Raw genomic sequence first — 26,046 nt, 5'->3', positions numbered from 1 at the left:
CGACATCATGTCGGCGTTTTACATTATAGAAACAGATTACGCTTTCGCAGCGGCTTCTGCCTGTGCAGACTGGATCGCCGTCAGGGCAACGGTGTAGACGATATCGTCTACCAGTGCGCCACGGGACAGATCGTTGACAGGTTTACGCATGCCTTGCAGCATTGGTCCGATAGAGACTAAATCTGCTGAACGCTGAACTGCTTTGTAGGTGGTGTTACCGGTGTTCAGATCCGGGAAGATGAACACGGTAGCCTGACCTGCGACTGGAGAATTCGGTGCTTTGGATTTGGCAACGTCAGCCATGATCGCGGCGTCGTATTGCAAGGGACCGTCGATGATCAGATCAGGGCGTTTTTCCTGTGCCAAACGTGTCGCTTCACGCACTTTCTCAACGTCGCTGCCAGCGCCTGAGTCGCCGGTGGAGTAAGAGATCATCGCAACGCGCGGTTCGATACCGAAGGCAGCAGCAGAATCGGCAGATTGAATCGCGATTTCTGACAGTTGTTCAGCCGTTGGGTCCGGGTTAATCGCGCAGTCACCGTAAACCAGAACTTGGTCAGGCAGCAGCATGAAAAACACAGATGAAACCAGCGAGCTGCCCGGTGCGGTTTTGATTAACTGCAACGGTGGGCGGATGGTGTTGGCGGTGGTGTGAACCGCGCCAGAAACCAGACCGTCAACTTCACCTTTTTCCAGCATTAGGGTGCCAAGCACCACGTTGTCTTCTAACTGCTCGCGGGCAACTACTTCGGTCATGCCTTTGCTTTTACGCAGTTCGACCAGACGGGCCACGTACTCTTCGCGCACGACAACCGGGTCAACAATCTGAATGCCTTTGCCCAGCTCAATACCCTGAGCGGCGGCAACGCGTTGGATCTCTTCCGGGTTACCGAGCAGCACGCACTCGGCGATACCACGTTCAGCACAAAGTGACGCGGCTTTCACGGTACGCGGCTCGTCGCCTTCTGGCAGGACGATGCGTTTGTTGGCACTGCGTGCCAGTTCAGTCAGCTGATAGCGGAACGCTGGCGGAGAAAGACGACGTGAACGCTCTGAATGGGCACTCAGGGAGTTGATCCAGTCGCTGTTGATGTGTGAGGCCACATACTGTTGCAGCTTCTCAACGCGCTGATGGTCGTCCGCAGGGACTTCCAGATTGAAGCTTTGCAGGCTGAGCGAGGTCTGCCAGGTATTGGTTTCAACCATAAACACCGGCAGGCCGGTTTTGAAGGCGCGTTCACACAGCGTGTTAATGCGCTCGTCGATATCGTAACCGCCGGTCAGCAGGATAGCGCCAATTTCAACGCCGTTCATTGCGGCCAGACAGGCTGAAACCAGCACGTCCGGACGGTCAGCAGAGGTGACCAGCAGGGAGCCTGGACGGAAATGTTCCAGCATGTGCGGAATGCTGCGCGCACAGAAGGTGACGGATTTCACGCGACGAGTTTGTACGTCACCTTCGTTGATGATGCGGGCATTCAGGTGCTTAGCCATGTCGATTGCGCGGGTGGCAATCAGTTCGAAGCTCCATGGAATGCAGCCCAACACCGGCAGCGGGCTGTTTGCAAACAGCTGACTTGGGTCAACATTGGCTACGCTGGCTTTGGTGGAATCATCAAAGATCTCTGACAGATCCGGACGGGTGCGGCCCTGATCGTCAACCGGTGCGTTCAGCTTATTGATGATAACGCCGGTAATATTTTTGTTTTTGCTGCCACCGAAGCTGCTGCTTGCCAGTTCAATACGCTCTTTCAACTGGGCCGGTGAGTCATTACCGAGTGCGATAACGAATACGATTTCCGCGTTCAGGGTTTTAGCAATTTCATAGTTCAGTGCGTTAGCAAACTGATGTTTACGCGTTGGCACTAAGCCTTCAACCAGGACCACTTCAGCGTCTTTGGTATTTTCGTGGTAACGGGCGATGATCTCTTCCATCAGCACGTCTTGCTGGTTGGTACTCAGCAAGGTTTCCACGTGGCTCATTTTCAGCGGTTCAGCCGCTGGCACGCTGGAGTTGGCGCGGATGATGGTAGTGGTCTGGTCTGGTGCATCGCCGCCGGTGCGCGGTTGCGCGATAGGCTTGAATACACTCAGGCTGACGCCTTTTTGTTCCATGGCACGGATCACACCAAGACTGACGCTGGTCAGACCGACGCTGGTGCCTGTAGGGATCAACATAATTGTACGGGACACGGCTAAACCTCTCTGGTTTGCCAGACGAAGCATGACTCGGTGGGGAAGGGGCTGCGCGGGTTCGTTACCCTGAATGTGTACCGGTAACGACGGGGACTTAACGCTGGCTGCTTCCGGACTGGCTACGCTCGCCTGTTATGAAAAAAACTGCCAGCAGACGCTGGCAGTGGGATGCATGTTATGCGGTCAGACGGGCCGCATCTTGAGCAATAACCAGCTCTTCGTTGGTTGGGATAACCAGCGCGGTACGGGTGCCTTCTTTATTGATAGCACCGGATTTACCGAAGCGGGCAGCCAGGTTACGTTCGTGGTCGATTTCAAAGCCAAGCAGGGCCAGCTTATCGAGAGACAGTTCACGAACCATCGCGGCGTTTTCGCCGATACCACCGGTAAAGACGACAGCGTCAAGGCGGCCATCCATCAGTGCAGTGTAAGAACCAATGTATTTCGCCAGACGGTGGCAGAAGACATCCATTGCGCGCTTGGCGTCTTCTTTGGTGGTGTAGTTGTCTTCAACATAACGGCAGTCGCTGGTGACTTCAGTCAGGCCCAGCAGGCCGGATTCTTTGGTCAGCAGCTTGTTGATTTGATCAACGCTCATGCCCAGTGCGTCATGCAGGTGGAATATGATTGCCGGGTCAATGTCACCGCTGCGGGTACCCATAACCAGACCTTCCAGCGGGGTCAGACCCATGGAAGTATCAACGCATTTACCATTACGGATTGCGCTAACAGAGCCGCCGTTACCCAGATGGCAAGTGATCAGATTCACTTCTTCCACTGGCTTGTTGAGCATTTTCGCAGCTTCCTGCGTCACATAGAAGTGGCTGGTGCCGTGTGCGCCATAACGACGGATGTGATGATCGCGGTACAGGCTGTACGGGAGTGCGTAGAGATAAGACTCTTCCGGCATGGTCTGGTGGAATGCTGTGTCGAAGACCGCAACATTTTTATCAGCCAGTTTCGGGAAGGATTTCAACGCCTCAGCGATACCAATCAGGTGTGCCGGGTTATGCAGTGGTGCAAACGGGATAGATTCTTTGATACCCTGAATCACTGCGTCGTTGATGACCATAGATTTAGTCAGTTTTTCGCCGCCGTGAACGATACGGTGTCCGATGGCAACCAGTTCAGCAGACAGTTCAGGTTTTTGTGACAAGATGTTGTTAACGATGTATTTCAGCGCTTCACTGTGCGCTGCACCAGCACCTAAAGCCGCTTCTTCTTTCTTGCCGTCCATTTTCCACTTAAGGCGGGCTTCAGGCAGGTGGAAACATTCGGCCAAACCAGAAATATGCTCTTCGCCGTTCACTGCATCAATGATGGCGAACTTAAGGGAAGAACTGCCACAGTTAAGAACCAGAACTAGCTTACTCGACATGGAAGTACCTATTGATAGTTGGTGTTGTTTAGAAAGAAACAATACACATGGTTAATAAATCGTCAGTCTGACATCAAGCGTAGCGCATAATGACACTGACAATTATGATTAGCATCATGCCAGACAACCAAAACCAGCATGATAATGAAAAAGCTGAAGAATCACTGACCTCAGTGAAAGCCGGGCCGTTATAGAGCAAAAATTATCCGGGCAACGCACAAAACGTGCCTGTTATCGGTTCTTCAGAATGTTATTTGTTAGTGTTGTTTATTTGTAAAAACACTAACAAATAAGACGATATTTAATTACAAAACACCTTGTGCAGAGGCAATATGGTATCAGTCCCCTGTAAAAGCGGGTGAGGGGTCTTCAAACCGCCAGCAGGCCGGATGAGACACTTTCTAAAAAGGCCCGATTTTGCTGGGACAGGATACCGACTGGTGCCCGCAAAAACAAAATATATTTAATCGTGCTAAAATCCCGTTTGTCATTTAAAACTATTTTTTAATTTTTATGTGTGAAGTTGAGGTGCACCATGACCACTAAGCCATCAGGTTCTGTCAGCTGGTTTCAGGTATTCCAGCGAGGGCAGCATTATATGAAAACTTGGCCGTCCGATAAGCGTCTGGCGCCGGTGTTTCCTGAGAACCGCATCTCCACGGCGACGCGCTTTGCTGTGCGCTTTATGCCACCGCTGGCTGTTTTCACGCTTACCTGGCAAATTGCACTCGGCGGCCAGCTAGGCCCGGCGGTTGCCACCTCTATATTTGCGTGTAGCTTGCCGATGCAGGGTCTCTGGTGGCTAGGCCGTCGTTCATTGACACCGTTGCCTCCTGCTTTACTCGGCTGGTTTCACGACGTACGCCAAAAGCTGGTGGAAGCCGGTCAGGCGCTGGCACCCGTCGAAGGGACGCCAACCTATCAGTCGCTGGCTGACGTGTTGAAGCGGGCTTTCAAGCAGCTGGATAAAACTTTCCTGGACGATATTTAACGGATGCTGCGGCATCCGTTTTGCTGAATGCTGCTTTTCATTGTTCATTCAGGCTTCTTAATTAAATGCATTTCAACTCAGTTTATGGGTTCAAATCAAAGAATGGTCAGCTTGAGATTTCGCGCAAGTTTGCCCTGTGCCATGCTTTGGTCATTATGCAGACACGAGGAGTTTCACGATGGAAATGACAAACGCTCAACGCCTGATTTTATCCAATCAATATAAAATGATGACCATGCTCGATCCGGACAACGCCGATCGCTATCGCCGTCTGCAAACTGTGATCGAACGGGGTTTTGGTTTGCAGATGCGTGAACTCGACCGTGACTTTGGCGAGTTGCCTGAAGAGACCTGCCGCACCGTCATTAACATTATGGAAATGCACCACGCGATGCAGGTGTCATGGACCAATCTGAAAGATACCCAGGGTTTGGACCGCCGCCGTCTGGAGTTCCTGGGTTTCGATGCTGCCACGGAATCCCGTTTTCTCAGCTACGTGCGTTTTATGGTGAACACCGAAGGGCGCTACACGGACTTTGATTCCGGCACCCACGGTTTCAACTCGCAAACCAAAATGTGGGAAAAATACCAGCGTATGCTGACCATCTGGCTGGCCTGCCCGCGTCAGTATCATTTGAGCGCGGTTGAGATCGCGCAGATTATTAATGCCTGAGATCAGTAAGGAGTCGCTTGTGGAGTGTAAAGGTTTCTTGTTCGACCTTGATGGAACGTTAGTGGATTCACTGCCCGCGGTTGAACGTGCCTGGATTAACTGGGCGCTGAGTCGCAGTATCAGCCCGCAGGAGGTGTTGGCGTTCATTCACGGCAAACAGGCGATCACGTCTTTACGTCATTTCATGCCGGGTGAAAGTGAAGAGGCCATTCAGCGCGAGTTCCTGAAACTGGAAAAAATTGAAGCAACCGACACCGAAGGCGTTACCGCTTTACCGGGCGCACATCTGTTGCTCAGCGAGTTGAGCCGCCAGAACATTCCCTGGGCAATTGTCACCTCAGGGTCTGTTCCTGTTGCACATGCGCGTCACGCCGCTGCGCATTTACCCAAGCCTGAGGTGTTTATCACGGCAGAGCTGGTAAAACGCGGTAAACCGCAGCCTGATGCCTATCTGCTGGGTGCTGAACGTTTAGGTCTGGCCCCACAGGATTGTATAGTGGTGGAAGATGCGGCGGCTGGTGTGATGTCCGGACTGGCTGCGGGCTGCAAAGTGATTGCCGTCAATGCGCCATCGGATACCCCCGGAATGGACAGGGTAGCGTTGATTCTCACCACGCTGGAAGTGCTGGTGGTGGAAGCAGCCGGAAACGGTACCTGCACGGTAACTTTGCGCTAATTAGCCGCTTTGCTGTATAAAACATCGATTTCGTTGATATGAACCCCGCTCTGGCGGGGTTTTTTTATGGCATTCTTTTATACGCTCTTCTCAGCTTTTACCGCTTTTGTCTTCTCATCACAAACGGAGCCTTGTTTTGACGACTGAACTGATTTGGGTACTGCTGTTGCTGGCGGCAGCGATGATACTTTTCGCCAGCAACAAACTGCGCATGGATGTGGTTGCGTTACTGGTGATTATCGCTTTTGTCATGAGCGGAACCCTGACGCTAAATGAAGCCATGGCAGGGTTCAGTGATCCAAACGTAATCCTCATCGCTGCGCTGTTTGTCGTGGGCCATGGTCTGGTGCGCACGGGGGTTGCCTATCAGGTGGGTGAATGGTTAATGAAAGTTGCCGGTAGCAGCGAAACGCGCATGCTGGTACTGCTGATGTTGACCGTGGCCGGGCTCGGTGCCTTCATGAGTTCCACCGGCGTGGTGGCGATTTTTATCCCGATAGTGCTGAGTGTATCGGCCAAAATGAAAACGGCCCCGGCGCGGCTGATGATGCCGTTGAGTTTTGCCGGGCTTATCAGCGGTATGATGACGCTGGTTGCGACGCCGCCGAACATGGTCGTGAACAGCGAACTGCTGCGTGAAGGGTTTGACGGTTTCGGCTTTTTTGGCGTCACCCCTGTGGGGTTGGTGGTGCTGGTGATAGGCGTGGGTTACATGTTGGTGGCCCGGCGCTGGCTCTCAGCAGAAAGCGGCGGGATCGAGAATAAAGAGACCTGGAAGCGGCGCACCTTTCGCGACCTGATACGTGATTACCGGCTTACGGGCCGGGCCCGCCGTATGGCAATACGCTCCGGTTCGCCACTGGTGGGCAAAGCGCTTGATGACCTGCATTTACGCTCCCGATACGGCGCCAATGTGGTGGGCATTGAACGCTGGCGCAAATTTCGCCGGGTGATGGTCAGTGCAACGGGAAGTACGGAGCTGCGCGCCCGTGATGTGTTACTAATTGATATGACGGACAGCGAAGTTTCCGTCCGTCAGTTCTGTGTCGATGAACAGCTTGAGCCGATGGTGCTGCGCGGTGAATATTTTTCCGAACAGTCCCGTGACGTCGGCATGGCCGAGGTGTCACTGATACCCGATTCCGAGTTGTTAGGTAAAAGCCTGAGACAGGTGGCCTTTCGTTCGCGCTACGGGCTGAACGTCGTGGGGATCCGCCGTCAGGGCGAAGCGATGGAAGGTAAGCTGGTTGATGAGGAATTGCAACTGGGCGATATGCTGCTGGTGATTGGCGACTGGAAACTTATCCGTCAACTGCAACAGAAGATGCATGATTTTATCGTATTAAACTTGCCGGCTGAAGTCGATGACGTCGCACCGGCTGTCAGCCAGGCACCGCACGCTCTGTTTTGTCTCGCCTTAATGGTGGCGCTGATGCTCACCGATGAAGTGCCCAATGCTATTGCGGCTATCGTTGCCTGCCTTTTGATGGGGAAATTCCGATGTATCACCATGGAGGGGGCGTACAAATCAATTCACTGGCCGAGCCTGCTGCTGATTGTTGGTATGATGCCGTTTGCTTTAGCGCTGCAAAAAACCGGCGGGGTGGCGTTAATCGTGCAGGGGTTAATGGACATCAGCGGTGGGCACGGACCGCGCATCATGCTGCTCAGCTTGTTTATCCTGTGCGCGACCATCGGGCTGTTTATCTCGAATACAGCCACAGCGGTGCTGATGGCCCCCATTGCTATCGCTACCGCGCACCAGATGGGGCTGTCGCCTTATCCGTTTACTATGATCGTCGCAATTGCCGCCTCTGCGGCCTTTATGACGCCGGTTTCATCACCGGTGAATACGCTGGTGATGGTGCCGGGGAATTACCGCTTTGGCGATTTTGTGCGAATTGGCGTGCCTTTCACTCTGATGGTAATGGCCGTCAGCGTCCTGCTGGTACCGGCCCTGTTCCCATTCTAAATGTTTAGAGCGGTGAATCCTGGCTGATTTCATCCAGCGACAGACTGAAACTCGGAATGAAGACTTCCATGAAATAGTCCATTTCCGGGCTCTGGCGCAGTGCGAGGGTTTTCTCCAAACGCGCTTTTGCCAGGGTGAACTCAGTATTTCCTGCTGACAGTTCCTCGAGGCATTTCAGATAAGCACACAGTGCATCAGCTTGTTTCACCGTCAATTTCTCTTCGTCACTGTAGTAATGCTCATCAATCAGTGAGCGGAAATCAGCCTGGAGTTCCTCAGGCAACATTTCAATCATTTTCTGCTGGGCTATCTTTTCTATCTTTTTGTATTCATGTGCAATTTGAGGATTGTAATACTTGATTGGCGTAGGCATATCGCCGGTCAGAACTTCGCTGGCATCGTGGTACATCGCCAGCAACGCCACGCGTTCAGCATTGAGATGACCATCAAATTTGCGGTTTTTAATCACGGCCAGGGCGTGGGCCACAAAGGCGACTTGCAAACTGTGTTCGGACACATTCTCAGTACGCACATTGCGCATCAGCGGCCAGCGGCCAATCAGTTTCAAACGGGACAGGTAGGCAAAAAAGTGGCTTTGGCTCATAGATCTCTCAACGACAACAGCGAATGAGGTTCTATTGTGAGCAGTCGCAGAGCAATCGGCAAGTCAGAAGGGAAAGATAAAACAGGGCGCAGCCGTAGCCGCGCCCATGCGTATCACTGACGATAGGTTTCGAGGAAACGAGCCAGCTTGCCGACGGCCATTTCCAGTTCATCCACACGTGGCAGAGTGACAATACGCACGTGATCCGGATACGGCCAGTTAAACGCGGTGCCCTGAACCAGCAGAACCTTTTGTTGCAGCAACAGATCAAGCACCATTTTCTGGTCATCATGAATGTTAAAGCGTTTGGCATCAATGCGCGGGAACATATAGAGCGCGCCTTTTGGCTTCACACATGATACGCCTGGGATCTGGTTAATCAGTTCCCAGGCTTTGTCACGCTGCTCAAGCAGACGTCCGCCTGGCTGAATAAATTCGCTGATGCTTTGATAGCCACCGAGCGCGGTCTGGATCGCATGCTGCATCGGGACGTTGGCACACAGCCGCATTGAGGCTAGCATTTCCAAGCCTTCGATATAGCCTTTGGCATGTTTTTTCGGCCCGTTAAGGACCATCCAGCCCTGACGGAAACCCGCAACACGGTAGGTTTTTGACAGCCCATTGAAGGTCACCGTCAGTAAGTCGGGTGCCAGCGCGGCAATAGAGATGTGCTCGGCATCGTCATACAAAATTTTGTCGTAAATTTCGTCAGAGAAGATAATCAGATTATGTTCCCGTGCGATGTTGACGATCTCCATCAGCAGCTCTTTGCTGTAAACCGCGCCAGTCGGGTTATTCGGATTAATAATCACGATACCCCGTGTACGCGGGGTGATTTTGGCGCGGATATCATCCAGGTCAGGGAACCAGTCTGCGCCTTCATCACACAGATAGTGCACAGCATTGCCCCCGGAAAGGGAGACCGCGGCTGTCCACAATGGATAATCAGGGGCGGGAACCAGCATTTCATCGCCGGTATTGAGCAGCGCCTGCATCGATTGGACGATCAGTTCTGAAACGCCGTTACCGATATAGATATCTTCAACGGTCATGTCGCGCATTTCACGCGCCTGATAATGCTGCATGATGGCTTTACGGGCGGTAAAAAGGCCTTTCGAGTCACAATAGCCCTGAGCGGTCGGTAAGTTACGGATAACGTCGACAAGAATTTCGTCAGGCGCATCAAAACCAAATGGCGCAGGATTGCCGATATTCAGCTTGAGAACCTTGTTGCCTTCTTCTTCCAGACGTTTTGCTTCTTTGAGTACCGGGCCGCGAATGTCATAGCAGACGTTGTCCAGTTTGCGGGATTTTTCAATCGGGGACATGAAATGTGAGCCTTTTGTGTAAAGCCTGTTCTTCCCTGGCACAAGATGGCCGTGGAACAAAGCGAAGGGCACAATTTACTCCCACCGGCGTGGCTTTTGAAGAGGGAACAAGGGCTTTAGTGCAAAGCGTCAGCTACTGCATAGTTAATAATTAATTATCCGCAATAATTCGCATTTTTTGGTTCATATATCTTAAAAATCATTAATTTATAGAATAAAAAACCAAGTAAGATTGTCCCTATGGTCATTGATAAGCCTTATGACACGATTTTTTGTTTGGTTAGGGCTATGTAGCACTCGCCTAACATGAGGGGCAATAAGGAAAAATAAAAAAAAGAGAGGTCAGGTACGTTCTTCGGATTATGATTAGTGTATAAAAGATAGCCTAAGCTGTTTATGCCTATTTTTATAAAGCACTGGATAAATTAACAGATCTTAATAGTGCTAAGTAAAGCTCAGTCAGTAATTTGTAAGTTTGCCTAATCAATATATTTCATTGGAACATCTTTGTTAGAATATGAATAAAAGTAGAAAAATCTTAAGCATCTTTTAACTTAATGAGCACAGACTTTATGTGGCCTCTATGTGACTCAATGAAATTACTCATTAATAATTTAAATGAGAAGAATTATTAATTAAAAACCCTTATATATGCTTCGTGATTTTTACGTTTTTTTGTTGGGAAAAGCCCGCAGGCAGCGGCTCTGTAGCTGGCGGCAGTGTATTGAAGGTAAATGATCAAAGTTTTCAAATGACGGGTTCTAATCAATTTTAGTTATTTAGGATGTGACAGTATTTAGGTGCTTAGTACATAACGAGGGAGAATTCCCCATAATTTCGAATCATATAGCAGAAATATTTCTCATTTCGACTTATCTAATGAGTGAGTGACTGCCATATCTGGTATTCTGCCTTTTGCGGGTACTTTGCCGCATTAATCAGGGTAGCTTGTTATTAGATTTTAAAAGTGAAGAAAAACTATGACAAATGCAAATCGTCCAATCCTCAATCTTGACCTTGATCTGCTGAGGACTTTTGTTGCAGTTGCTGATTTGAATACGTTTGCTGCCGCAGCTGCGGCGGTGTGCCGTACTCAATCGGCAGTCAGCCAGCAAATGCAGCGTCTCGAACAACTGGTAGGGAAAGAGCTGTTTGCCAGACATGGACGTAATAAACTATTGACTGAACACGGAATTCAGCTGCTGGGATATGCGCGAAAAATCCTGCGATTCAATGATGAAGCCTGTACATCACTTATGTACAGCAATGTGCAGGGTGGTATCACCATCGGCGCCTCAGATGATACCGCAGACACCATTCTTCCGTTTCTCCTCAGCCGCGTAACGTCCGTATATCCAAAGCTGTCTATCGATGTCAGGGTGAAACGCAGTCCGTTTATGCTGACGATGCTGGAGAGTGAAGAAGTTGATCTGGCCATCACCACGATGACCACGACGGATCATCCGCATATTGTTTTACGGACATCGCCGACCTTATGGTATTGCTCAGCGGATTTTGCTTACCCGTCTGGCGATAGCGTGCCATTAGTTTTGCTCGATGAACCTAGCCCTTACCGCTCTATGGCAATCGATTACCTTAACCAGGCCGGTATCCCATGGCGTATTGCTTACGTCGCATCCACGCTCTCTGCTATCCGTGCTGCCGTAAGGGCCGGGTTGGGTGTTACTGCACGTCCGATTGAGATGATGAGCCCTGAACTGCGTGTGTTGGGCGAGCAAGACGGTTTACCACGGTTGCCGGATACCCAGTATGTTCTGTACAAGAATACGCACTGTACAAATGAACTGGCGATGGCCATTTTTAACGCCGTTGAACAGGGTAACGACCCCTATTCATTAAGCTCTTATGCTCAGCGCCCCGTAGTAGATAACAGTCCGCCCATTGTTGCCAATCCCAAAGCTTAAGTTCATTTTTTCGTCTACTTTACCCCCGGCCTTCGAACAGTGCGAGGAAGGGGGGTAAAGGCTCATCCTCATTAAGGAGTAGTATTTTTGACGAAAATGAAGCTTTGAGACATTTTGAAATTCCTAAGCTCTATTTACAATGCTCTTCTACTCTTATTTCCTCCCAAAACTGTCACTATTGTTGATTATTTCAGTGGGCGTAATCTTGCTGAAATAGGTTTTTTTTGAGCGTGACAGACTGCATTTTTAGCAAATCAAAACATCATTTCAGCCCTGAATTTCAAAAAAAGTTGTTAGAACCTTGTATTTTTTAGTGCCAAAGATGCTTAAAACGTGTCCTGGATCAAAAAAATAACCTTGTTTAGTACGTGGAAGAACCGCTTATTCCTGAGACAATGTTATTGTTAGCACGAAGCATTAAATCCCGAGAACATCGCCTTGTTCTATCAGACTATTTTACTGACTCGATTTAGCACGTCGCGGTCGCATGATATGTTAATAAAATGATGCGCATGTAAATTAATGTGGAGATACTTTTGTCTAAGTTGACAAAAGGTTATAGAAAGGGGTAAAAAGCCCACAGTAAATCACTGGCTTAAACCGTTTATATGCCGTGATACGGTGTGGTTATTAATCCTTCCCTTGAATCGATGTGGTGCGCAAGCTGCCGTCAAAGAGCAGATGCTATAGCGCCGCTTTTGATGAGTAAGCTAAGAGTATGTCAACAGCCACTGAAGTTATCGCTCAACACTGGGCGTTCGCGGTATTTCTGATCGTCGCAATAGGTCTTTGTTGCCTCATGTTATTGGGCGCAGCGTTCCTTGGTGGGAGAGCCAGAGCGCGATACAAAAACACACCTTTTGAATCTGGTATCGCATCTGTGGGTACCGCCCGCATGCGTCTTTCCGCCAAATTCTATCTGGTCGCGATGTTCTTCGTCATTTTCGACGTCGAAGCCCTGTATCTGTATGCATGGTCAACCTCTATCCGTGAAAGCGGGTGGACCGGGTTCGTTGAAGCCGCCATTTTCATTTTAGTCCTGTTAGCCGGTCTGTTTTATCTGGTGCGTATTGGCGCACTGGACTGGACACCAACACGTTCGAAAGGACCTGTTAAGCCGAGCCCAGCGATTAACACCAACAGTCATCCGCAGTAAGTAATAGCGAGGCATTAAGATGGACTATACGCTCACCCGCATAGACCCGGACGGTGAGAACGACCGGTACCCCCTGCAAAAGCAAGAGATCGTAGGCGATCCTCTTCAGGAGCAGGTTAAACGCAGCGTCTTTATGGGGAACCTCGAAGAGGCGATGCATGGGATGGTGAACTGGGGTCGCAAAAATTCCCTTTGGCCGTATAACTTCGGCCTTTCTTGTTGCTACGTTGAAATGGTGACCTCGTTTACTGCGGTTCACGATGTCGCGCGTTTTGGTGCAGAAGTTCTGCGTGCCTCTCCGCGTCAGGCCGATTTCATGGTAGTTGCCGGAACCTGCTTTACCAAAATGGCTCCGGTCATTCAGCGTCTATACGATCAGATGCTTGAACCGAAATGGGTGATCTCCATGGGTGCCTGCGCAAACTCAGGCGGCATGTACGATATCTATTCCGTGGTTCAGGGCGTGGATAAATTCCTGCCAGTTGACGTTTATATCCCTGGCTGCCCACCGCGTCCGGAAGCTTACATGCAGGCCCTGTTACTGCTGCAAGAATCCATTGGTAAAGAGCGCCGCCCGCTGTCGTGGGTTGTTGGTGATCAAGGCGTTTACCGCGCGAACATGCAATCTGAGAAAGAGCGCAAACGTGCAGAGCGTATCGCCGTGACGAATCTGAAGTCTCCTGACGAGATTTAACACTGCGGTCTGAGAGTCAACCCTGAGGGTGACGGATCCCCTTATGGCATAAATGACCATTTAGTGTGGTGAAAATAAAATGACAGATTTGACGACGCAAGACACCGCTCAGCCAGCATGGCAGACCCGCGATCATCTTGATGATCCGGTCATCGGCGAATTGCGTAACCGTTTTGGGCCTGAGGCCTTTACTGTTCAAGCGACCCGTACCGGAATACCCGTGGTATGGTTCAGACGCGAACAGATACTTGAAGCGATCACTTTTCTACGTAAACAGCCAAAACCTTATGTCATGCTGTTCGACTTGCATGGTATGGATGAGCGTTTACGCACCCACCGCGACGGTTTACCGGCCGCGGATTTTTCCGTTTTCTACCACCTGATTTCTGTTGAGCGTAACCGCGACATCATGATCAAAGTGGCGCTGGCGGAAAATGACCTGCATCTCCCAACCATCACCAAGGTGTTCCCGAACGCCAACTGGTATGAGCGTGAAACCTGGGAAATGTTTGGTATCACTTTCGATGGCCACCCGCACCTGACGCGCATCATGATGCCTCAGACTTGGGAAGGGCACCCGTTGCGTAAAGACTATCCTGCGCGTGCCACCGAATTCGATCCTTTCGAGCTGACCAAGCAGAAAGAAGATCTGGAAATGGAAGCGCTGACGTTCAAGCCTGAAGACTGGGGCATGAAACGCGGGACCGAAAACGAGGACTTCATGTTCCTCAACCTCGGCCCAAACCACCCGTCTGCGCATGGTGCATTCCGTATCATCTTGCAGCTTGATGGCGAAGAGATTGTCGACTGCGTACCTGATGTCGGTTACCACCACCGCGGTGCGGAAAAAATGGGCGAGCGCCAGTCATGGCACAGCTACATTCCGTACACCGACCGTATCGAATACCTCGGCGGTTGCGTTAACGAAATGCCTTACGTACTGGCCGTTGAAAAACTGGCGGGTATCACCGTAGGTGATCGCGTCAACACCATCCGTGTGATGCTGTCCGAACTGTTCCGCATCAACAGCCATCTGCTTTACATCAGTACGTTCATTCAGGACGTCGGTGCGATGACTCCCGTGTTCTTCGCCTTTACAGACCGTCAGAAAATCTACGATCTGGTTGAAGCGATCACCGGTTTCCGTATGCACCCGGCTTGGTTCCGTATTGGTGGCGTTGCTCACGACCTGCCTAAAGGCTGGGAACGTCTGCTGCGTGAGTTCCTTGACTGGATGCCAGCTCGTCTGGACTCCTACGTCAAAGCCGCACTGAAAAACACCATTTTGATCGGCCGTTCCAAAGGTGTTGCCGCCTACAACGCGGACGACGCGCTGGCATGGGGCACCACAGGTGCTGGCCTGCGTGCAACCGGTATCGCGTTTGACGTGCGTAAATGGCGTCCATATTCCGGTTACGAGAACTTCGATTTTGAAGTCCCGGTCGGTGATGGCGTCAGTGACTGCTACTCCCGCGTGATGTTGAAAGTGGAAGAGCTGCGTCAGAGCCTGCGTATTCTGGAACAGTGCTATGCAAACATGCCGGAAGGCCCGTTCAAAGCCGATCACCCGCTGACAACGCCGCCACCGAAAGAGCGCACGCTGCAACACATCGAAACCCTGATCACGCACTTCTTGCAAGTGTCGTGGGGCCCGGTTATGCCTGCGCAAGAATCTTTCCAGATGGTTGAAGCCACCAAAGGGATTAACAGCTACTACCTGACGAGTGACGGCAGCACCATGAGCTACCGTACCCGTATACGTACGCCAAGTTATCCGCATTTGCAGCAGATCCCATCAGTTATCCGTGGCAGCCTGGTTTCGGACTTAATCGTCTATCTGGGCAGTATCGATTTCGTAATGTCAGATGTGGACCGCTAACGATGACAAATTCCATCAACAATTCAGAGCTTCAGTACATCAACGTTTCAGAGCCAAGCGCACCTCCTGCGTTTGAACTCAATGACGCTGAACGTGAAGCCATTGAACATGAAAAGCATCACTACGAAGATAACCGAGCGGTATCTATCGAAGCGCTGAAAATCGTGCAAAAACACCGTGGCTGGGTTCCGGATGGCGCGATTTATGCTATCGCTGAAATCCTGAGTATTCCTGCCAGTGACGTTGAAGGTGTGGCGACATTTTACAGTCAGATTTTCCGCCAACCGGTAGGCCGTCATGTGATTCGATATTGTGACAGCGTGGTGTGTCACATCACCGGTTATCAGGGCATTCAGGCCGCTCTTGAAGAAAAGTTGTGCATCAAACCGGGTGAGACGACCGAAGATGGACGCTTCACTTTGCTGCCGACATGTTGCCTTGGCAACTGCGATAAAGGTCCAAATATGATGGTCGATGATGATACTCACAGTCATCTGACGCCAGAAAAAGTGGTTGAATTATTGGAGCGTTACTCATGACATTCCAGGGATTTACGCCTAAACAGATCGACCGCACGCCAGAGATGCATCCGCTGACCTGGCGTATGCGTGAAGACCAGCAGCCGGTTTTCCTCGACGAATACCGTAGCAAAAATGGCTACGTTGGTGCTGAGAAGGCACTGAAAGGTATGGCGCAGGATGACGTGGTGTCGCTGGTCAAAGACGCGGGCCTAAAAGGCCGCGGCGGCGCAGGTTTCTCCACCGGTTTGAAGTGGAGCCTGATGCCGAAAGACGAAAGCATGAATATCCGCTATCTGCTGTGTAACGCCGATGAGATGGAGCCGGGGACATATAAAGACCGTTTGTTGATGGAGCAAATGCCACACCTGTTGGTGGAAGGCATGTTGATCGCCGCATTCGCATTGAAATCCTATCGTGGTTACATCTTCCTGCGCGGTGAGTACATCGAAGCCGCAGTGAATCTGCGTAAAGCCATTGAAGAAGCGAAAGCGGCGGGCCTGCTGGGTAAAAATATCCTCGGCACCGGATTTGACTTCGAACTGGTGGTGCACACCGGCGCCGGACGTTATATCTGCGGTGAAGAAACCGCACTGATTAACTCCCTTGAAGGCCGCCGTGCTAACCCGCGTTCCAAACCACCTTTCCCGGCATCTTCGGGTGTATGGGGTAAACCGACCTGTGTGAACAACGTCGAAACCTTGTGTAACGTACCGGCCATCGTTGAATACGGTGTTGATTGGTACAAAGGTATTTCTGCGGGCAAAAGTAATGATGCCGGTACCAAAATGATGGGCTTCTCCGGCCGGGTGAAAAATCCGGGCGTCTGGGAGTTGCCGTTTGGTATTACTGCACGTGAAATCCTGGAAGATTATGCCGGTGGCATGCGCGATGGCTTGAAATTCAAAGCATGGCAGCCGGGCGGGGCAGGGACTGACTTCCTGACCGGTGATCACCTCGACCTGCCAATGGACTTCGAAAGCATCGGTAAAGCCGGTAGCCGTATGGGTACTGCGCTGGCGATGGCCGTTGACCATGAAATCGGTATGGTACCGCTGGTTCGTAATCTGGAAGAGTTCTTCGCCCGTGAGTCTTGTGGCTGGTGTACGCCATGTCGTGATGGCCTGCCGTGGAGTGTGAAGATCCTGCGCGCGCTGGAGCGTGGCGAAGGTCAGCCGGGGGATATCGAAACTCTCGAGCAGCTTTGCCGCCAACTGGGTCCGGGCAAAACCTTCTGCGCACACGCGCCGGGTGCCGTGGAGCCATTGCAGAGTGCGATTAAATATTTCCGGGAAGAGTTTGAAGCAGGCATCGCCAAACAGCATTACAACAACGCGCGGGCAATTGGCGGTATTCAGCCAAACAACCTGCTCAAACAACGCTGGTAGTAAAGACAGCAGACGGCGGACGTGAGCCCGCTGTGCGCGAAATCCCAAAACAAGGGATGCGCGGTCGTTTGATATACGCCAACCCGGCAAGAATTTTTGATTAACGCCCGCTTTAAGTGGGCCACGTGGAAGCATGCTGACTATGGCTACGATTCATGTAGACGGCAAAGAATACGATGTAAATGGAGCGGACAACCTGTTGCAGGCTTGCCTCTCTCTTGGCCTCGATATTCCTTATTTTTGCTGGCATCCGGCGCTGGGAAGCGTCGGCGCTTGCCGCCAATGTGCGGTTAAGCAATACCAAAACGCGGAAGACACGCGCGGTCGTTTGGTGATGTCATGTATGACACCGGCGTCTGATGGAACCTTTATTTCCATCAATGACGGCGAAGCCAAAGAGTTCCGTGAAAGTGTGGTCGAGTGGTTGATGACTAACCATCCGCACGACTGTCCGGTGTGTGAAGAGGGCGGCAACTGCCACCTTCAGGATATGACGGTCATGACTGGTCATAGCACGCGCCGTTACCGCTTCACCAAGCGCACCCATAACAACCAAGATCTCGGCCCGTTCATCTCCCATGAAATGAACCGCTGTATCGCCTGCTACCGTTGTGTCCGTTACTACAAGGATTACGCGGACGGCACCGATCTGGGGGTCTATGGTACGCACGACAACGTCTACTTCGGTCGCCCGGAAGATGGCCCGCTGGAAAGCGAGTTCTCAGGTAACCTGGTGGAAGTGTGTCCGACCGGCGTGTTCACCGACAAAACGCACTCCGAACGCTACAACCGTAAATGGGACATGCAGTTTGCGCCAAGCATCTGTCAGCAATGTTCTGTTGGCTGTAACACCAGCCCCGGTGAGCGTTATGGCGAACTGCGTCGCATCGAAAACCGCTACAACGGTACTGTGAACCACTACTTCCTGTGCGATCGTGGCCGTTTCGGTTATGGCTACGTCAACGCGAAAGACAGACCAAAGAAACCACAGCAATTGCGTGGTAACGATTGGATCGAGTTGAACGCAGAGCAGGCGATGCAAGGCGCGGCAGATATTCTGCGTCAGGCACAGAAAACCATCGGTATCGGTTCACCGCGTGCCAGCCTCGAAAGCAACTTTGCGCTGCGCGAGCTGGTCGGTGCTGAGAACTTCTATACCGGTATTAATGCTGCCGAACAGGGCCGCCTTGAATTGATGCTCAACGTTCTGCGCAACAGCGGCGTGCATACGCCAGCGCTGCGTGAAATCGAAGAGTATGACGCGGTGCTGATACTGGGCGAAGATTTGACTCAGACTGGCGCGCGTATTGCGCTGTCCGTCCGTCAGGCCGTCAAAGGCAAGGCGCGTGCCATGGCCGCCGCTCAGCGTGTTGCTGACTGGCAGATTGCTGCCATCCAGAACATTGGACAGCACTCAAAACATCCGTTGTTCATGACTAACGTGGACAACACCCGCCTCGACGATATCGCCGCCTACAATTACCGCGCACCGGTAGATGACCAGGCCCGTTTCGGCTTTGCCATTGCTCATGCGCTGGACAGTTCAGCGCCAGCCGTCACCGATTTGGCAGCAGGTCTCGACAAGAAAATTGACGTGATTGTGCAGGCGTTAACCGACGCGCGTAAGCCGCTTATCATTACCGGCAGTAGTGCGGGCAGTGACGCGATCATCGCCGCCGCCGCTAACGTGGCAAAAGCGCTGAAAGCTCGCGGGAGCGATGTTGGTATTACCTTTGTTGCCTCAGCGGCCAACAGCATCGGATTGTCGATGATTGGTGGCGGTACGTTGGACGCAGCACTGGAACTGCTGGCTAACGGTGGCGCAGACAGCGCAATCGTGATGGAAAATGATCTTTACCGTCATGCGCCAGAAGCCAACGTTGATGCTGCGCTGGAACAAGTTCAGAACCTGCTGGTCGTTGACCATCAGCGCACCCGCATCATGGATAAGGCCAGCCTGATCCTGCCTGCGGCAAGCTTCGCTGAAAGCGACGGTACGTTGGTGAACCAGGAAGGCCGCGCCCAACGTTTCTTCCAGGTTTATGACCCTTCGTACTACGACACAACAGTTTCGATGCTGGAAAGCTGGCGCTGGATGCACTCGCTGCACTCCACGCTTAACAGCCGCCATGTTGACTGGACTCAGCTTGATGACGTGATCGAAGCCTGCGTTAAAGCACTGCCACAGCTGAAAGGCATGGTTGAAGCAGCACCTAATGCAAGTTTCCGTATTCGCGGCCAGAAACTGGCTCGTTCTCCGCACCGCTATAGTGGCCGCACTGCGATGCGCGCTAACATTAGCGTGCATGAACCGCGTCAGCCACAAGATAAAGACACCATGTTTGCCTTCTCCATGGAAGGGAACAACAACCCGTTAGCCGAACGTAATCAGGTGCCATTTGCCTGGGCACCGGGCTGGAACTCACCACAAGCCTGGAACAAGTTCCAAAGCGAAGTGGGTGGAAGCCTGCGCCATGGTGATCCGGGTGTTCGCATGATTGAAGCGGGGGAGGGGACTCTGGATTACTTCTCAGACATTCCTGCGGCCTTCAGTGCTTCTGCCAGCGAATGGCGTGTCGCGCCTTACTATCATCTTTTCGGCAGCGAAGAGATGAGCCAGCGCGCCAGCGTTATTCAGCAGCGTATGCCACAGCCTTACGTGATGGTGAACCCGGCGGATGCCGCGCAATTAGGCATTAACGCCGGTTCACAGGTGGAGTTCACCTGTGGCGGCCAGACGCTGAGCTTGCCGGTACGTCTGAGTGAAACCTTGACTCAGGGGCAGGTTGGTCTGCCACTGGGCTTGCCGGGTATTCCTCCGGTACTGGTGGGTGCAACGGTTGAAAATCTGCGGGAGGCAGCGCGATGAGCTGGTTTACACCTGAAGTGATCGCGACGCTTATCGCCGTGCTCAAAGCAGTAGTGATCCTGTTAGTGGTAGTGACCTGCGGTGCGTTCATGAGTTTCGGTGAACGTCGCCTGCTGGCTCTGTTTCAGAACCGATACGGACCAAACCGTGTCGGCTGGGGCGGCTCGCTGCAACTGGTTGCTGACATGATCAAAATGTTCTTCAAAGAAGACTGGGTACCGAAGTTCACCGACCGTGCGATCTTTACGCTCGCGCCGATGATCGCGTTCAGCTCAATGCTGATTTCATTCGCTATCGTCCCGGTCAGTTCGACCTGGTTCGCTGCTGATTTGAACATCGGTATTCTGTTCTTCCTGATGATGGCCGGCCTGACCGTTTACGCGGTACTGTTCGCTGGTTGGTCGAGTAACAACAAATACTCACTGTTAGGTGCGATGCGTGCGTCCGCCCAGACCCTGAGTTATGAAGTGTTCCTTGGCTTGTCGCTGATGGGCGTTGTCGCGCAAGCGGGATCGTTCAACATGCAGGACATCGTCAATTCACAAGCCCATATGTGGAACATCATTCCGCAATTCTTTGGCTTTGTGACCTTTGCGATAGCAGGCGTGGCGGTGTGTCACCGTCACCCATTCGACCAACCGGAAGCCGAGCAGGAACTGGCGGACGGTTATCACATCGAATATTCCGGTATGAAATTCGGTTTGTTCTTTGTGGGCGAATACATCGGTATCGTTACCGTGTCTGCGCTGATTGTCACTTTGTTCTTCGGTGGTTGGCAGGGGCCGTTCCTGCCTCCGTTTATCTGGTTTGCGCTGAAAACCGCTTTCTTCATGGTGATGTTCATTTTGATCCGTGCTGCTCTGCCGCGTCCGCGTTATGACCAGGTAATGTCCTTTGGCTGGAAAGTTTGCCTGCCGCTGACATTACTCAATCTGCTGGCGACCGCTGCGGTCATCTTGTACAACGCGCCATAAGGGGTGATTTAACCATGACATTGAAAGACATAGTTGTCGGGTTCGGCACCCAGGTTCGTAGCTTATGGATGATAGGCTTGCATGCCTTCGCCAAGCGCGAAACCCAGATGTACCCGGAAGAAAAAGTAAACGTCCCGGCTCGTTACCGTGGCCGCATTGTGCTGACGCGCGATCCGGACGGTGAAGAACGCTGCGTTGCCTGTAACCTGTGTGCGGTAGCCTGCCCGGTAGGCTGTATCTCGCTACAAAAAGCGGAACATAAAGACGGTCGTTGGTATCCGGAGTTCTTCCGTATCAACTTCTCGCGCTGCATTTTCTGTGGTCTGTGCGAAGAAGCCTGCCCGACTACGGCCATTCAGTTGACGCCTGACTTTGAAATGGGTGAGTTCAAACGTCAGGATCTGGTGTACGAAAAAGAAGATCTGCTGATCTCGGGTCCGGGTAAATATCCGGAATATAACTTCTACCGGATGGCCGGTATGGCAGTTGACGGCAAGTCGAAAGGCGAAGCTGAAAATGAAGCCAAACCGATCAACGTCAAAGGTCTGTTGCCTTAAGGAGCCGCAAGCATGGAATTTGCATTTTATATTGCAGCCGTGGTGGCCGTGTTGGCGACATTGCGTGTTATCACGCACACCAACCCGGTGCATGCATTGCTGTATTTGATCGTCTCGCTTCTGGCGATCGCGGCGGTGTTCTTCTCGCTCGGTGCATACTTCGCCGGTGCGCTGGAAATCATCGTTTACGCTGGTGCCATTATGGTGCTGTTCGTGTTCGTGGTGATGATGCTGAACCTTGGCAACGTCGAAGAGCAGGAGCGTGCATGGCTTAAGCCTTCTACCTGGATCGGGCCTTCGATTCTGGCAATCGTGCTGCTGGGCGTGATGATCACCTCCATCCTTGGCCTGCATGACCAAGGTATCAAAGGCACGATGGTTGACGCGAAAGCGGTCGGTATCGCGCTGTTTGGTCCTTATGTTCTGGCGGTTGAGCTGGCATCAATGTTGCTGCTGGCCGGTTTGGTTGTTGCCTTCCACATCGGACGTGAGCACAAAGCGGGCGAAGTGTTCGGTGATACACCGGCAACCACTGAAATGGCGAAAAGAAAAACGGAGGATAGAGCATGATCCCTCTACAGCATGGCCTGATTTTGGCCGCAATTCTGTTTGTTTTGGGGCTGACTGGGCTGCTTGTCCGTCGTAACCTGCTGTTTATGCTGATCAGTCTGGAAGTGATGATCAACGCAGCGGCGCTGGCGTTCATCGTGGCCGGGAGCTATTGGGGTCAGGCAGACGGTCAGGTGATGTACATCCTGGCAATCAGCCTGGCAGCGGCGGAGGCCAGTATTGGTCTGGCGTTGTTGCTGCAACTCTATCGCCGTCGCCACACCCTGAATATCGACACTGTCAGTGAGATGCGCGGATGAACCTACTCTATTTAACAATTCTGTTCCCGCTGATTGGCTTTATTTTGCTGGCCTTCTCACGCGGTCGCTGGTCTGAAAATACTTCCGCTATCGTTGGCGTAGGTTCTATCGGTCTTGCTGCGTTGACGACAATTTACGTCGGCTTCGATTTCATGACCCAACGCGCTGCTGGCGTTGAAATCTTTAACCAGAACCTGTGGAACTGGATGCAGGTAGGCGACTTCAACATCGCCGCCACGCTAACGCTCGACGGTTTGTCGATGACGATGCTGTCTGTCGTTACCGGCGTAGGTTTCTTCATCCACATGTTCGCTTCCTGGTATATGCGCGGGGAAGAGGGCTATTCGCGCTTCTTCGCTTACACCAACCTGTTTATCGCAAGCATGGTGATTCTGGTACTGGCAGACAACCTGTTGCTGATGTACCTCGGTTGGGAAGGCGTGGGCCTGTGTAGCTACCTGTTGATCGGTTTCTACTACACCCATCCGGCTAACGGTTCGGCGGCGATGAAAGCCTTCATCGTGACCCGCGTTGGTGACGTGTTCCTGGCCTTCGCGTTGTTCATCTTGTACCGCGAGTTGGGTACGCTGAACATCCGTGAACTGATGGTGCTGGCACCGCAGAAACTGGCCGTTGGCGACACCGCGATCACCTGGGCAACGTTAATGTTACTCGGTGGGGCAGTGGGTAAATCTGCACAGCTTCCGTTGCAGACCTGGCTGGCAGATGCCATGGCCGGTCCGACACCGGTTTCTGCGTTGATTCACGCCGCGACCATGGTTACCGCCGGTGTTTACCTGATTGCTCGTACGCATGGCCTGTTCCTGATGGCGCCTGACGTTCTGCATCTGGTGGGCATTATCGGTGCAGTAACACTGGTGCTGGCAGGCTTCGCTGCCCTGGTGCAAACCGATATCAAACGCGTCCTTGCCTACTCGACCATGAGCCAGATTGGTTACATGTTCCTGGCGCTGGGCGTCCAGGCGTGGGATGCGGCAATTTTCCACCTGATGACTCACGCATTCTTTAAAGCCCTGCTGTTCCTTTCTTCTGGTTCGGTCATTTTGGCCTGCCATCATGAACAGAATATCTTCAAGATGGGCGGCCTGCGTAAATCGATTCCACTGGTGTATGTCTGCTTCCTGGTCGGTGGTGCGGCGTTGTCTGCTCTGCCAATCATTACCGCTGGCTTCTTCAGTAAGGATGAGATCCTCGCCGGTGCTCTGGCAAACGGCCATCTCAATCTGATGATTGCAGGTCTGGTCGGCGCGTTCATGACGTCCCTGTATACCTTCCGCATGATCTTCATCGTGTTCCACGGCGAAGAGAAAATTAAGGCCCATGCGGGTAAAGGCATCACTCACCATCTGCCGCTGCTGGTTCTGATGGTTCTGTCGACCTTCATTGGTGCGATGATTGTACCGCCGCTGAAAGGCGTCTTGCCGGACACCACTGAGCTGGCGCATGGCAGCATACTGACCCTGGAAATCACCTCGGGCGTTGTGGCTATTGTCGGCATCTTGCTGGCGGCTGCGCTGTATCTTGGCAAACGCTCACTGGTTAACAGCATCGCGAAAAGCGCCATTGGCCGCTTCTTCACGGTGTGGTGGTTCCACGCGTGGGGCTTCGACTGGTTATACGACATGATTTTCGTCAAGCCGTATCTGGCCATCGCTAAGCTTCTGCAACGTGATCCGCTTAACTCAATGATGAATCTGCCTGCCGTGCTATCCCGTCTCGGGAACCGCGGGCTGACGTTGAGTGCAAATGGGCAGACACGCTGGTATGTCGCGTCAATGGGTTTGGGAGCAGTGGTTGTTTTGGCACTGTTGCTGGTTATTTAAGAAAAAATAGGGACACAAAACGCCATGCTACTTCCTTGGCTAATTCTTATCCCCTTTATCGGCGGGCTGCTGTGTTGGCAGACTGAGCGTTTCGGGAGCAAAGTACCGCGCTGGATAGCTCTGATCGCGATGGGGCTGACCTTAGCACTTTCCCTGCAACTGTGGTTGCAGGGGGGTTACTCATTAATGCACCCGGCGGGTATTCCGCAATGGCAGTCTGAATTCTCACTGCCGTGGATCCCTCGCTTTGGTATCAGCTTCCACCTTGCACTGGACGGTTTGTCTCTGCTGATGGTGGTGTTGACCGGCTTGCTCGGCGTACTGGCTATCCTCTGTTCGTGGCGCGAGATCCAAAAGTATCAGGGGTTCTTCCACCTGAACTTGCTGTGGATCCTCGGCGGCGTGATCGGCGTGTTCCTCGCCATCGACATGTTCCTGTTCTTCTTCTTCTGGGAAATGATGTTGGTGCCGATGTACTTCCTGATTGCGCTGTGGGGTCACAAAGCATCAGACGGTAAAACGCGTATCAGCGCAGCAACTAAATTCTTCATCTATACCCAGTCCAGCGGGCTGGTGATGTTGATTGCGATTCTGGGCCTGGTGTTTGTGCACTACAACGCGACCGGCACGTGGACCTTCAACTATGAAGATCTGCTGAAGACGCCAATGTCCCACAACGTTGAATACCTGCTGATGCTGGGCTTCTTTATCGCTTTCGCGGTGAAAATGCCGGTCGTGCCATTGCATGGCTGGTTGCCGGATGCGCACAGCCAGGCACCAACGGCAGGTTCTGTTGACTTAGCGGGTATCTTGCTGAAAACCGCGGCCTACGGCATGTTGCGCTTCATGTTGCCATTCTTCCCGAATGCGTCCCATGAGTTCGCGCCTATTGCCATGTGGCTCGGTGTCATTGGTATCTTCTACGGCGCATGGATGGCGTTCTCTCAGACCGATATCAAACGTCTGATTGCCTACACCTCTGTATCGCACATGGGCTTTGTTCTGATTGCTATCTTTACCGGCAGCCAGTTGGCGTACCAGGGCGCAGTGATTCAGATGATTGCACACGGTCTGTCCGCAGCCGGTATGTTCATTATCTGTGGTCAGTTGTACGAGCGTCTGCATACCCGTGATATGCGTCTGATGGGCGGACTGTGGGGGCGGATAAAATATCTGCCAGCGCTGTCGCTGTTCTTCGCCGTTGCGACGTTAGGTATGCCGGGTACCGGTAACTTCGTCGGTGAATTCATGATCCTGTTTGGCAGCTTCCCGGTTGTACCGGTGATCACTGTCATCTCGACCTTTGGTCTGGTGTTTGCTTCGGTTTACTCGCTAGTGATGATGCAACGCGCTTACTACGGTAAAGCCAAATCTGACCAGCCGTTACCGGGTATGACCGCACGTGAACTGTCGATCATTCTGTTACTGGTGGTATTGCTGGTGGCGCTGGGTGTTTATCCGCAGCCTATCCTCGATACCTCGAGCGCAGCGATGTCGAACGTGCAGCACTGGTTCGGATCATCAGTTTCCACTATTTCAACGACAAGGCCGTAAC

General features: G+C 52.2%; 21 protein-coding genes. 17 read left to right on the top strand and 4 right to left on the bottom strand.

The genetic code is table 11. From position 1 onward, the window contains the following. Window positions 1–36 precede the first annotated feature (36 nt). Both pta and ackA read right to left on the bottom strand, forming a co-directional pair. Complete coding sequence (gene pta / locus ACZRKO_RS09950) at window positions 37–2,178, bottom strand: phosphate acetyltransferase (RefSeq protein ID WP_463737523.1); 2,142 nt, start codon at window positions 2,176–2,178, stop codon at window positions 37–39. Window positions 2,179–2,371: 193 nt separating this feature from the next. Then, window positions 2,372–3,574, bottom strand: a complete 1,203-nt coding sequence (gene ackA / locus ACZRKO_RS09945) for an acetate kinase (RefSeq protein ID WP_463737027.1) — start codon at window positions 3,572–3,574, stop codon at window positions 2,372–2,374. A gap of 535 nt (window positions 3,575–4,109) precedes the next feature. Here ackA and yfbV point away from each other — a divergent pair. From yfbV to ACZRKO_RS09925, 4 genes are all read left to right on the top strand, one after another. After that, window positions 4,110–4,565, top strand: a complete 456-nt coding sequence (gene yfbV / locus ACZRKO_RS09940; RefSeq protein ID WP_463737026.1) for a terminus macrodomain insulation protein YfbV — start codon at window positions 4,110–4,112, stop codon at window positions 4,563–4,565. A gap of 178 nt (window positions 4,566–4,743) precedes the next feature. Then, window positions 4,744–5,238 carry a YfbU family protein gene (locus ACZRKO_RS09935; protein WP_463737025.1) on the top strand — a complete coding sequence of 165 codons (495 nt, stop codon included), beginning with the start codon at window positions 4,744–4,746 and terminating at the stop codon, window positions 5,236–5,238. A 19-nt stretch (window positions 5,239–5,257) separates the two neighbouring features. Beyond that, the gene (locus ACZRKO_RS09930) at window positions 5,258–5,914 is read left to right on the top strand and encodes a sugar phosphatase (RefSeq protein ID WP_463737024.1); all 657 of its coding nucleotides are present in this window, start codon (window positions 5,258–5,260) and stop codon (window positions 5,912–5,914) included. Between the two features lie 136 nt (window positions 5,915–6,050). Beyond that, entirely contained in the window at window positions 6,051–7,886 is a 1,836-nt protein-coding gene (locus ACZRKO_RS09925; RefSeq protein ID WP_463737023.1) for an SLC13 family permease, read from the top strand. Between the two features lie 4 nt (window positions 7,887–7,890). Here ACZRKO_RS09925 and yfbR read toward each other — a convergent pair whose 3' ends face one another. Both yfbR and ACZRKO_RS09915 read right to left on the bottom strand, forming a co-directional pair. Next, a complete protein-coding gene (gene yfbR / locus ACZRKO_RS09920) occupies window positions 7,891–8,490 on the bottom strand; it encodes a 5'-deoxynucleotidase (protein ID WP_463737022.1) in 600 nt (199 codons plus the stop codon). Window positions 8,491–8,603: 113 nt separating this feature from the next. Beyond that, a complete protein-coding gene (locus ACZRKO_RS09915) occupies window positions 8,604–9,818 on the bottom strand; it encodes a pyridoxal phosphate-dependent aminotransferase (protein WP_463737021.1) in 1,215 nt (404 codons plus the stop codon). A 980-nt stretch (window positions 9,819–10,798) separates the two neighbouring features. On the opposite strand from ACZRKO_RS09915, the gene lrhA reads away from it, so the two are divergent. From lrhA to nuoM, 13 genes are all read left to right on the top strand, one after another. Beyond that, a complete protein-coding gene (gene lrhA, locus ACZRKO_RS09910; RefSeq protein WP_463737020.1) occupies window positions 10,799–11,743 on the top strand; it encodes a transcriptional regulator LrhA in 945 nt (314 codons plus the stop codon). 718 nt (window positions 11,744–12,461) lie between these two features. Continuing rightward, window positions 12,462–12,899: an NADH-quinone oxidoreductase subunit A gene (locus ACZRKO_RS09905; RefSeq protein ID WP_463737019.1), complete on the top strand. Its 438-nt coding sequence runs from the start codon at window positions 12,462–12,464 to the stop codon at window positions 12,897–12,899. Window positions 12,900–12,918: 19 nt separating this feature from the next. Further along, window positions 12,919–13,593 (top strand): NuoB/complex I 20 kDa subunit family protein, encoded by a 675-nt coding sequence (locus tag ACZRKO_RS09900; RefSeq protein WP_140470293.1) that lies wholly within the window; start codon window positions 12,919–12,921, stop codon window positions 13,591–13,593. Window positions 13,594–13,672: 79 nt separating this feature from the next. Next, window positions 13,673–15,472, top strand: a complete 1,800-nt coding sequence (nuoC, locus tag ACZRKO_RS09895; protein WP_463737018.1) for an NADH-quinone oxidoreductase subunit C/D — start codon at window positions 13,673–13,675, stop codon at window positions 15,470–15,472. Between the two features lie 2 nt (window positions 15,473–15,474). Continuing rightward, on the top strand, window positions 15,475–16,011 hold the full coding sequence (gene nuoE, locus ACZRKO_RS09890) for an NADH-quinone oxidoreductase subunit NuoE (RefSeq protein ID WP_463737017.1): 537 nt from the start codon (window positions 15,475–15,477) through the stop codon (window positions 16,009–16,011). Further along, window positions 16,008–17,378 carry an NADH-quinone oxidoreductase subunit NuoF gene (gene nuoF / locus ACZRKO_RS09885; protein WP_463737016.1) on the top strand — a complete coding sequence of 457 codons (1,371 nt, stop codon included), beginning with the start codon at window positions 16,008–16,010 and terminating at the stop codon, window positions 17,376–17,378. Before nuoE ends, nuoF begins: the two co-directional genes overlap by 4 nt. 142 nt (window positions 17,379–17,520) lie before the next feature. Then, on the top strand, window positions 17,521–20,247 hold the full coding sequence (nuoG, locus tag ACZRKO_RS09880; RefSeq protein ID WP_463737015.1) for an NADH-quinone oxidoreductase subunit NuoG: 2,727 nt from the start codon (window positions 17,521–17,523) through the stop codon (window positions 20,245–20,247). Further along, window positions 20,244–21,221, top strand: a complete 978-nt coding sequence (nuoH, locus tag ACZRKO_RS09875; protein ID WP_463737014.1) for an NADH-quinone oxidoreductase subunit NuoH — start codon at window positions 20,244–20,246, stop codon at window positions 21,219–21,221. The genes nuoG and nuoH overlap by 4 nt, the downstream gene beginning before the upstream one ends. Before the next feature lie 14 nt (window positions 21,222–21,235). Beyond that, on the top strand, window positions 21,236–21,778 hold the full coding sequence (gene nuoI, locus ACZRKO_RS09870) for an NADH-quinone oxidoreductase subunit NuoI (protein ID WP_188469902.1): 543 nt from the start codon (window positions 21,236–21,238) through the stop codon (window positions 21,776–21,778). 12 nt (window positions 21,779–21,790) lie between these two features. Further along, a complete protein-coding gene (gene nuoJ, locus ACZRKO_RS09865) occupies window positions 21,791–22,348 on the top strand; it encodes an NADH-quinone oxidoreductase subunit J (RefSeq protein ID WP_463737013.1) in 558 nt (185 codons plus the stop codon). Further along, the gene (gene nuoK / locus ACZRKO_RS09860; RefSeq protein WP_004936014.1) at window positions 22,345–22,647 is read left to right on the top strand and encodes an NADH-quinone oxidoreductase subunit NuoK; all 303 of its coding nucleotides are present in this window, start codon (window positions 22,345–22,347) and stop codon (window positions 22,645–22,647) included. The genes nuoJ and nuoK overlap by 4 nt, the downstream gene beginning before the upstream one ends. Further along, entirely contained in the window at window positions 22,644–24,491 is a 1,848-nt protein-coding gene (gene nuoL / locus ACZRKO_RS09855) for an NADH-quinone oxidoreductase subunit L (RefSeq protein ID WP_463737012.1), read from the top strand. Before nuoK ends, nuoL begins: the two co-directional genes overlap by 4 nt. Window positions 24,492–24,515: 24 nt before the next feature. Next, window positions 24,516–26,045: an NADH-quinone oxidoreductase subunit M gene (nuoM, locus tag ACZRKO_RS09850; RefSeq protein WP_463737011.1), complete on the top strand. Its 1,530-nt coding sequence runs from the start codon at window positions 24,516–24,518 to the stop codon at window positions 26,043–26,045. Window position 26,046: the final 1 nt, after the last annotated feature.

Source organism: Ewingella sp. C233 (genome assembly GCF_055407225.1).
This window is presented reverse-complemented; position numbering and strand designations above follow the sequence as displayed.

Bases quoted from the DNA above. Each gene is read 5' to 3' on its own strand.
- nuoL (WP_463737012.1), top strand. From the start codon at position 22,644: ATGAACCTACTCTATTTAACAATTCTGTTCCCGCTGATTGGCTTTATT.
- yfbR (WP_463737022.1), bottom strand. From the start codon at position 8,490: ATGAGCCAAAGCCACTTTTTTGCCTACCTGTCCCGTTTGAAACTGATT.
- nuoE (WP_463737017.1), top strand. From the start codon at position 15,475: ATGACAAATTCCATCAACAATTCAGAGCTTCAGTACATCAACGTTTCA.
- ACZRKO_RS09905 (WP_463737019.1), top strand. From the start codon at position 12,462: ATGTCAACAGCCACTGAAGTTATCGCTCAACACTGGGCGTTCGCGGTA.
- nuoC (WP_463737018.1), top strand. From the start codon at position 13,673: ATGACAGATTTGACGACGCAAGACACCGCTCAGCCAGCATGGCAGACC.
- ACZRKO_RS09915 (WP_463737021.1), bottom strand. From the start codon at position 9,818: ATGTCCCCGATTGAAAAATCCCGCAAACTGGACAACGTCTGCTATGAC.
- nuoK (WP_004936014.1), top strand. From the start codon at position 22,345: ATGATCCCTCTACAGCATGGCCTGATTTTGGCCGCAATTCTGTTTGTT.
- nuoH (WP_463737014.1), top strand. From the start codon at position 20,244: ATGAGCTGGTTTACACCTGAAGTGATCGCGACGCTTATCGCCGTGCTC.
- nuoM (WP_463737011.1), top strand. From the start codon at position 24,516: ATGCTACTTCCTTGGCTAATTCTTATCCCCTTTATCGGCGGGCTGCTG.
- lrhA (WP_463737020.1), top strand. From the start codon at position 10,799: ATGACAAATGCAAATCGTCCAATCCTCAATCTTGACCTTGATCTGCTG.
- nuoI (WP_188469902.1), top strand. From the start codon at position 21,236: ATGACATTGAAAGACATAGTTGTCGGGTTCGGCACCCAGGTTCGTAGC.
- ackA (WP_463737027.1), bottom strand. From the start codon at position 3,574: ATGTCGAGTAAGCTAGTTCTGGTTCTTAACTGTGGCAGTTCTTCCCTT.
- ACZRKO_RS09900 (WP_140470293.1), top strand. From the start codon at position 12,919: ATGGACTATACGCTCACCCGCATAGACCCGGACGGTGAGAACGACCGG.
- nuoG (WP_463737015.1), top strand. From the start codon at position 17,521: ATGGCTACGATTCATGTAGACGGCAAAGAATACGATGTAAATGGAGCG.
- pta (WP_463737523.1), bottom strand. From the start codon at position 2,178: ATGTTGATCCCTACAGGCACCAGCGTCGGTCTGACCAGCGTCAGTCTT.
- ACZRKO_RS09935 (WP_463737025.1), top strand. From the start codon at position 4,744: ATGGAAATGACAAACGCTCAACGCCTGATTTTATCCAATCAATATAAA.
- yfbV (WP_463737026.1), top strand. From the start codon at position 4,110: ATGACCACTAAGCCATCAGGTTCTGTCAGCTGGTTTCAGGTATTCCAG.
- nuoJ (WP_463737013.1), top strand. From the start codon at position 21,791: ATGGAATTTGCATTTTATATTGCAGCCGTGGTGGCCGTGTTGGCGACA.
- nuoF (WP_463737016.1), top strand. From the start codon at position 16,008: ATGACATTCCAGGGATTTACGCCTAAACAGATCGACCGCACGCCAGAG.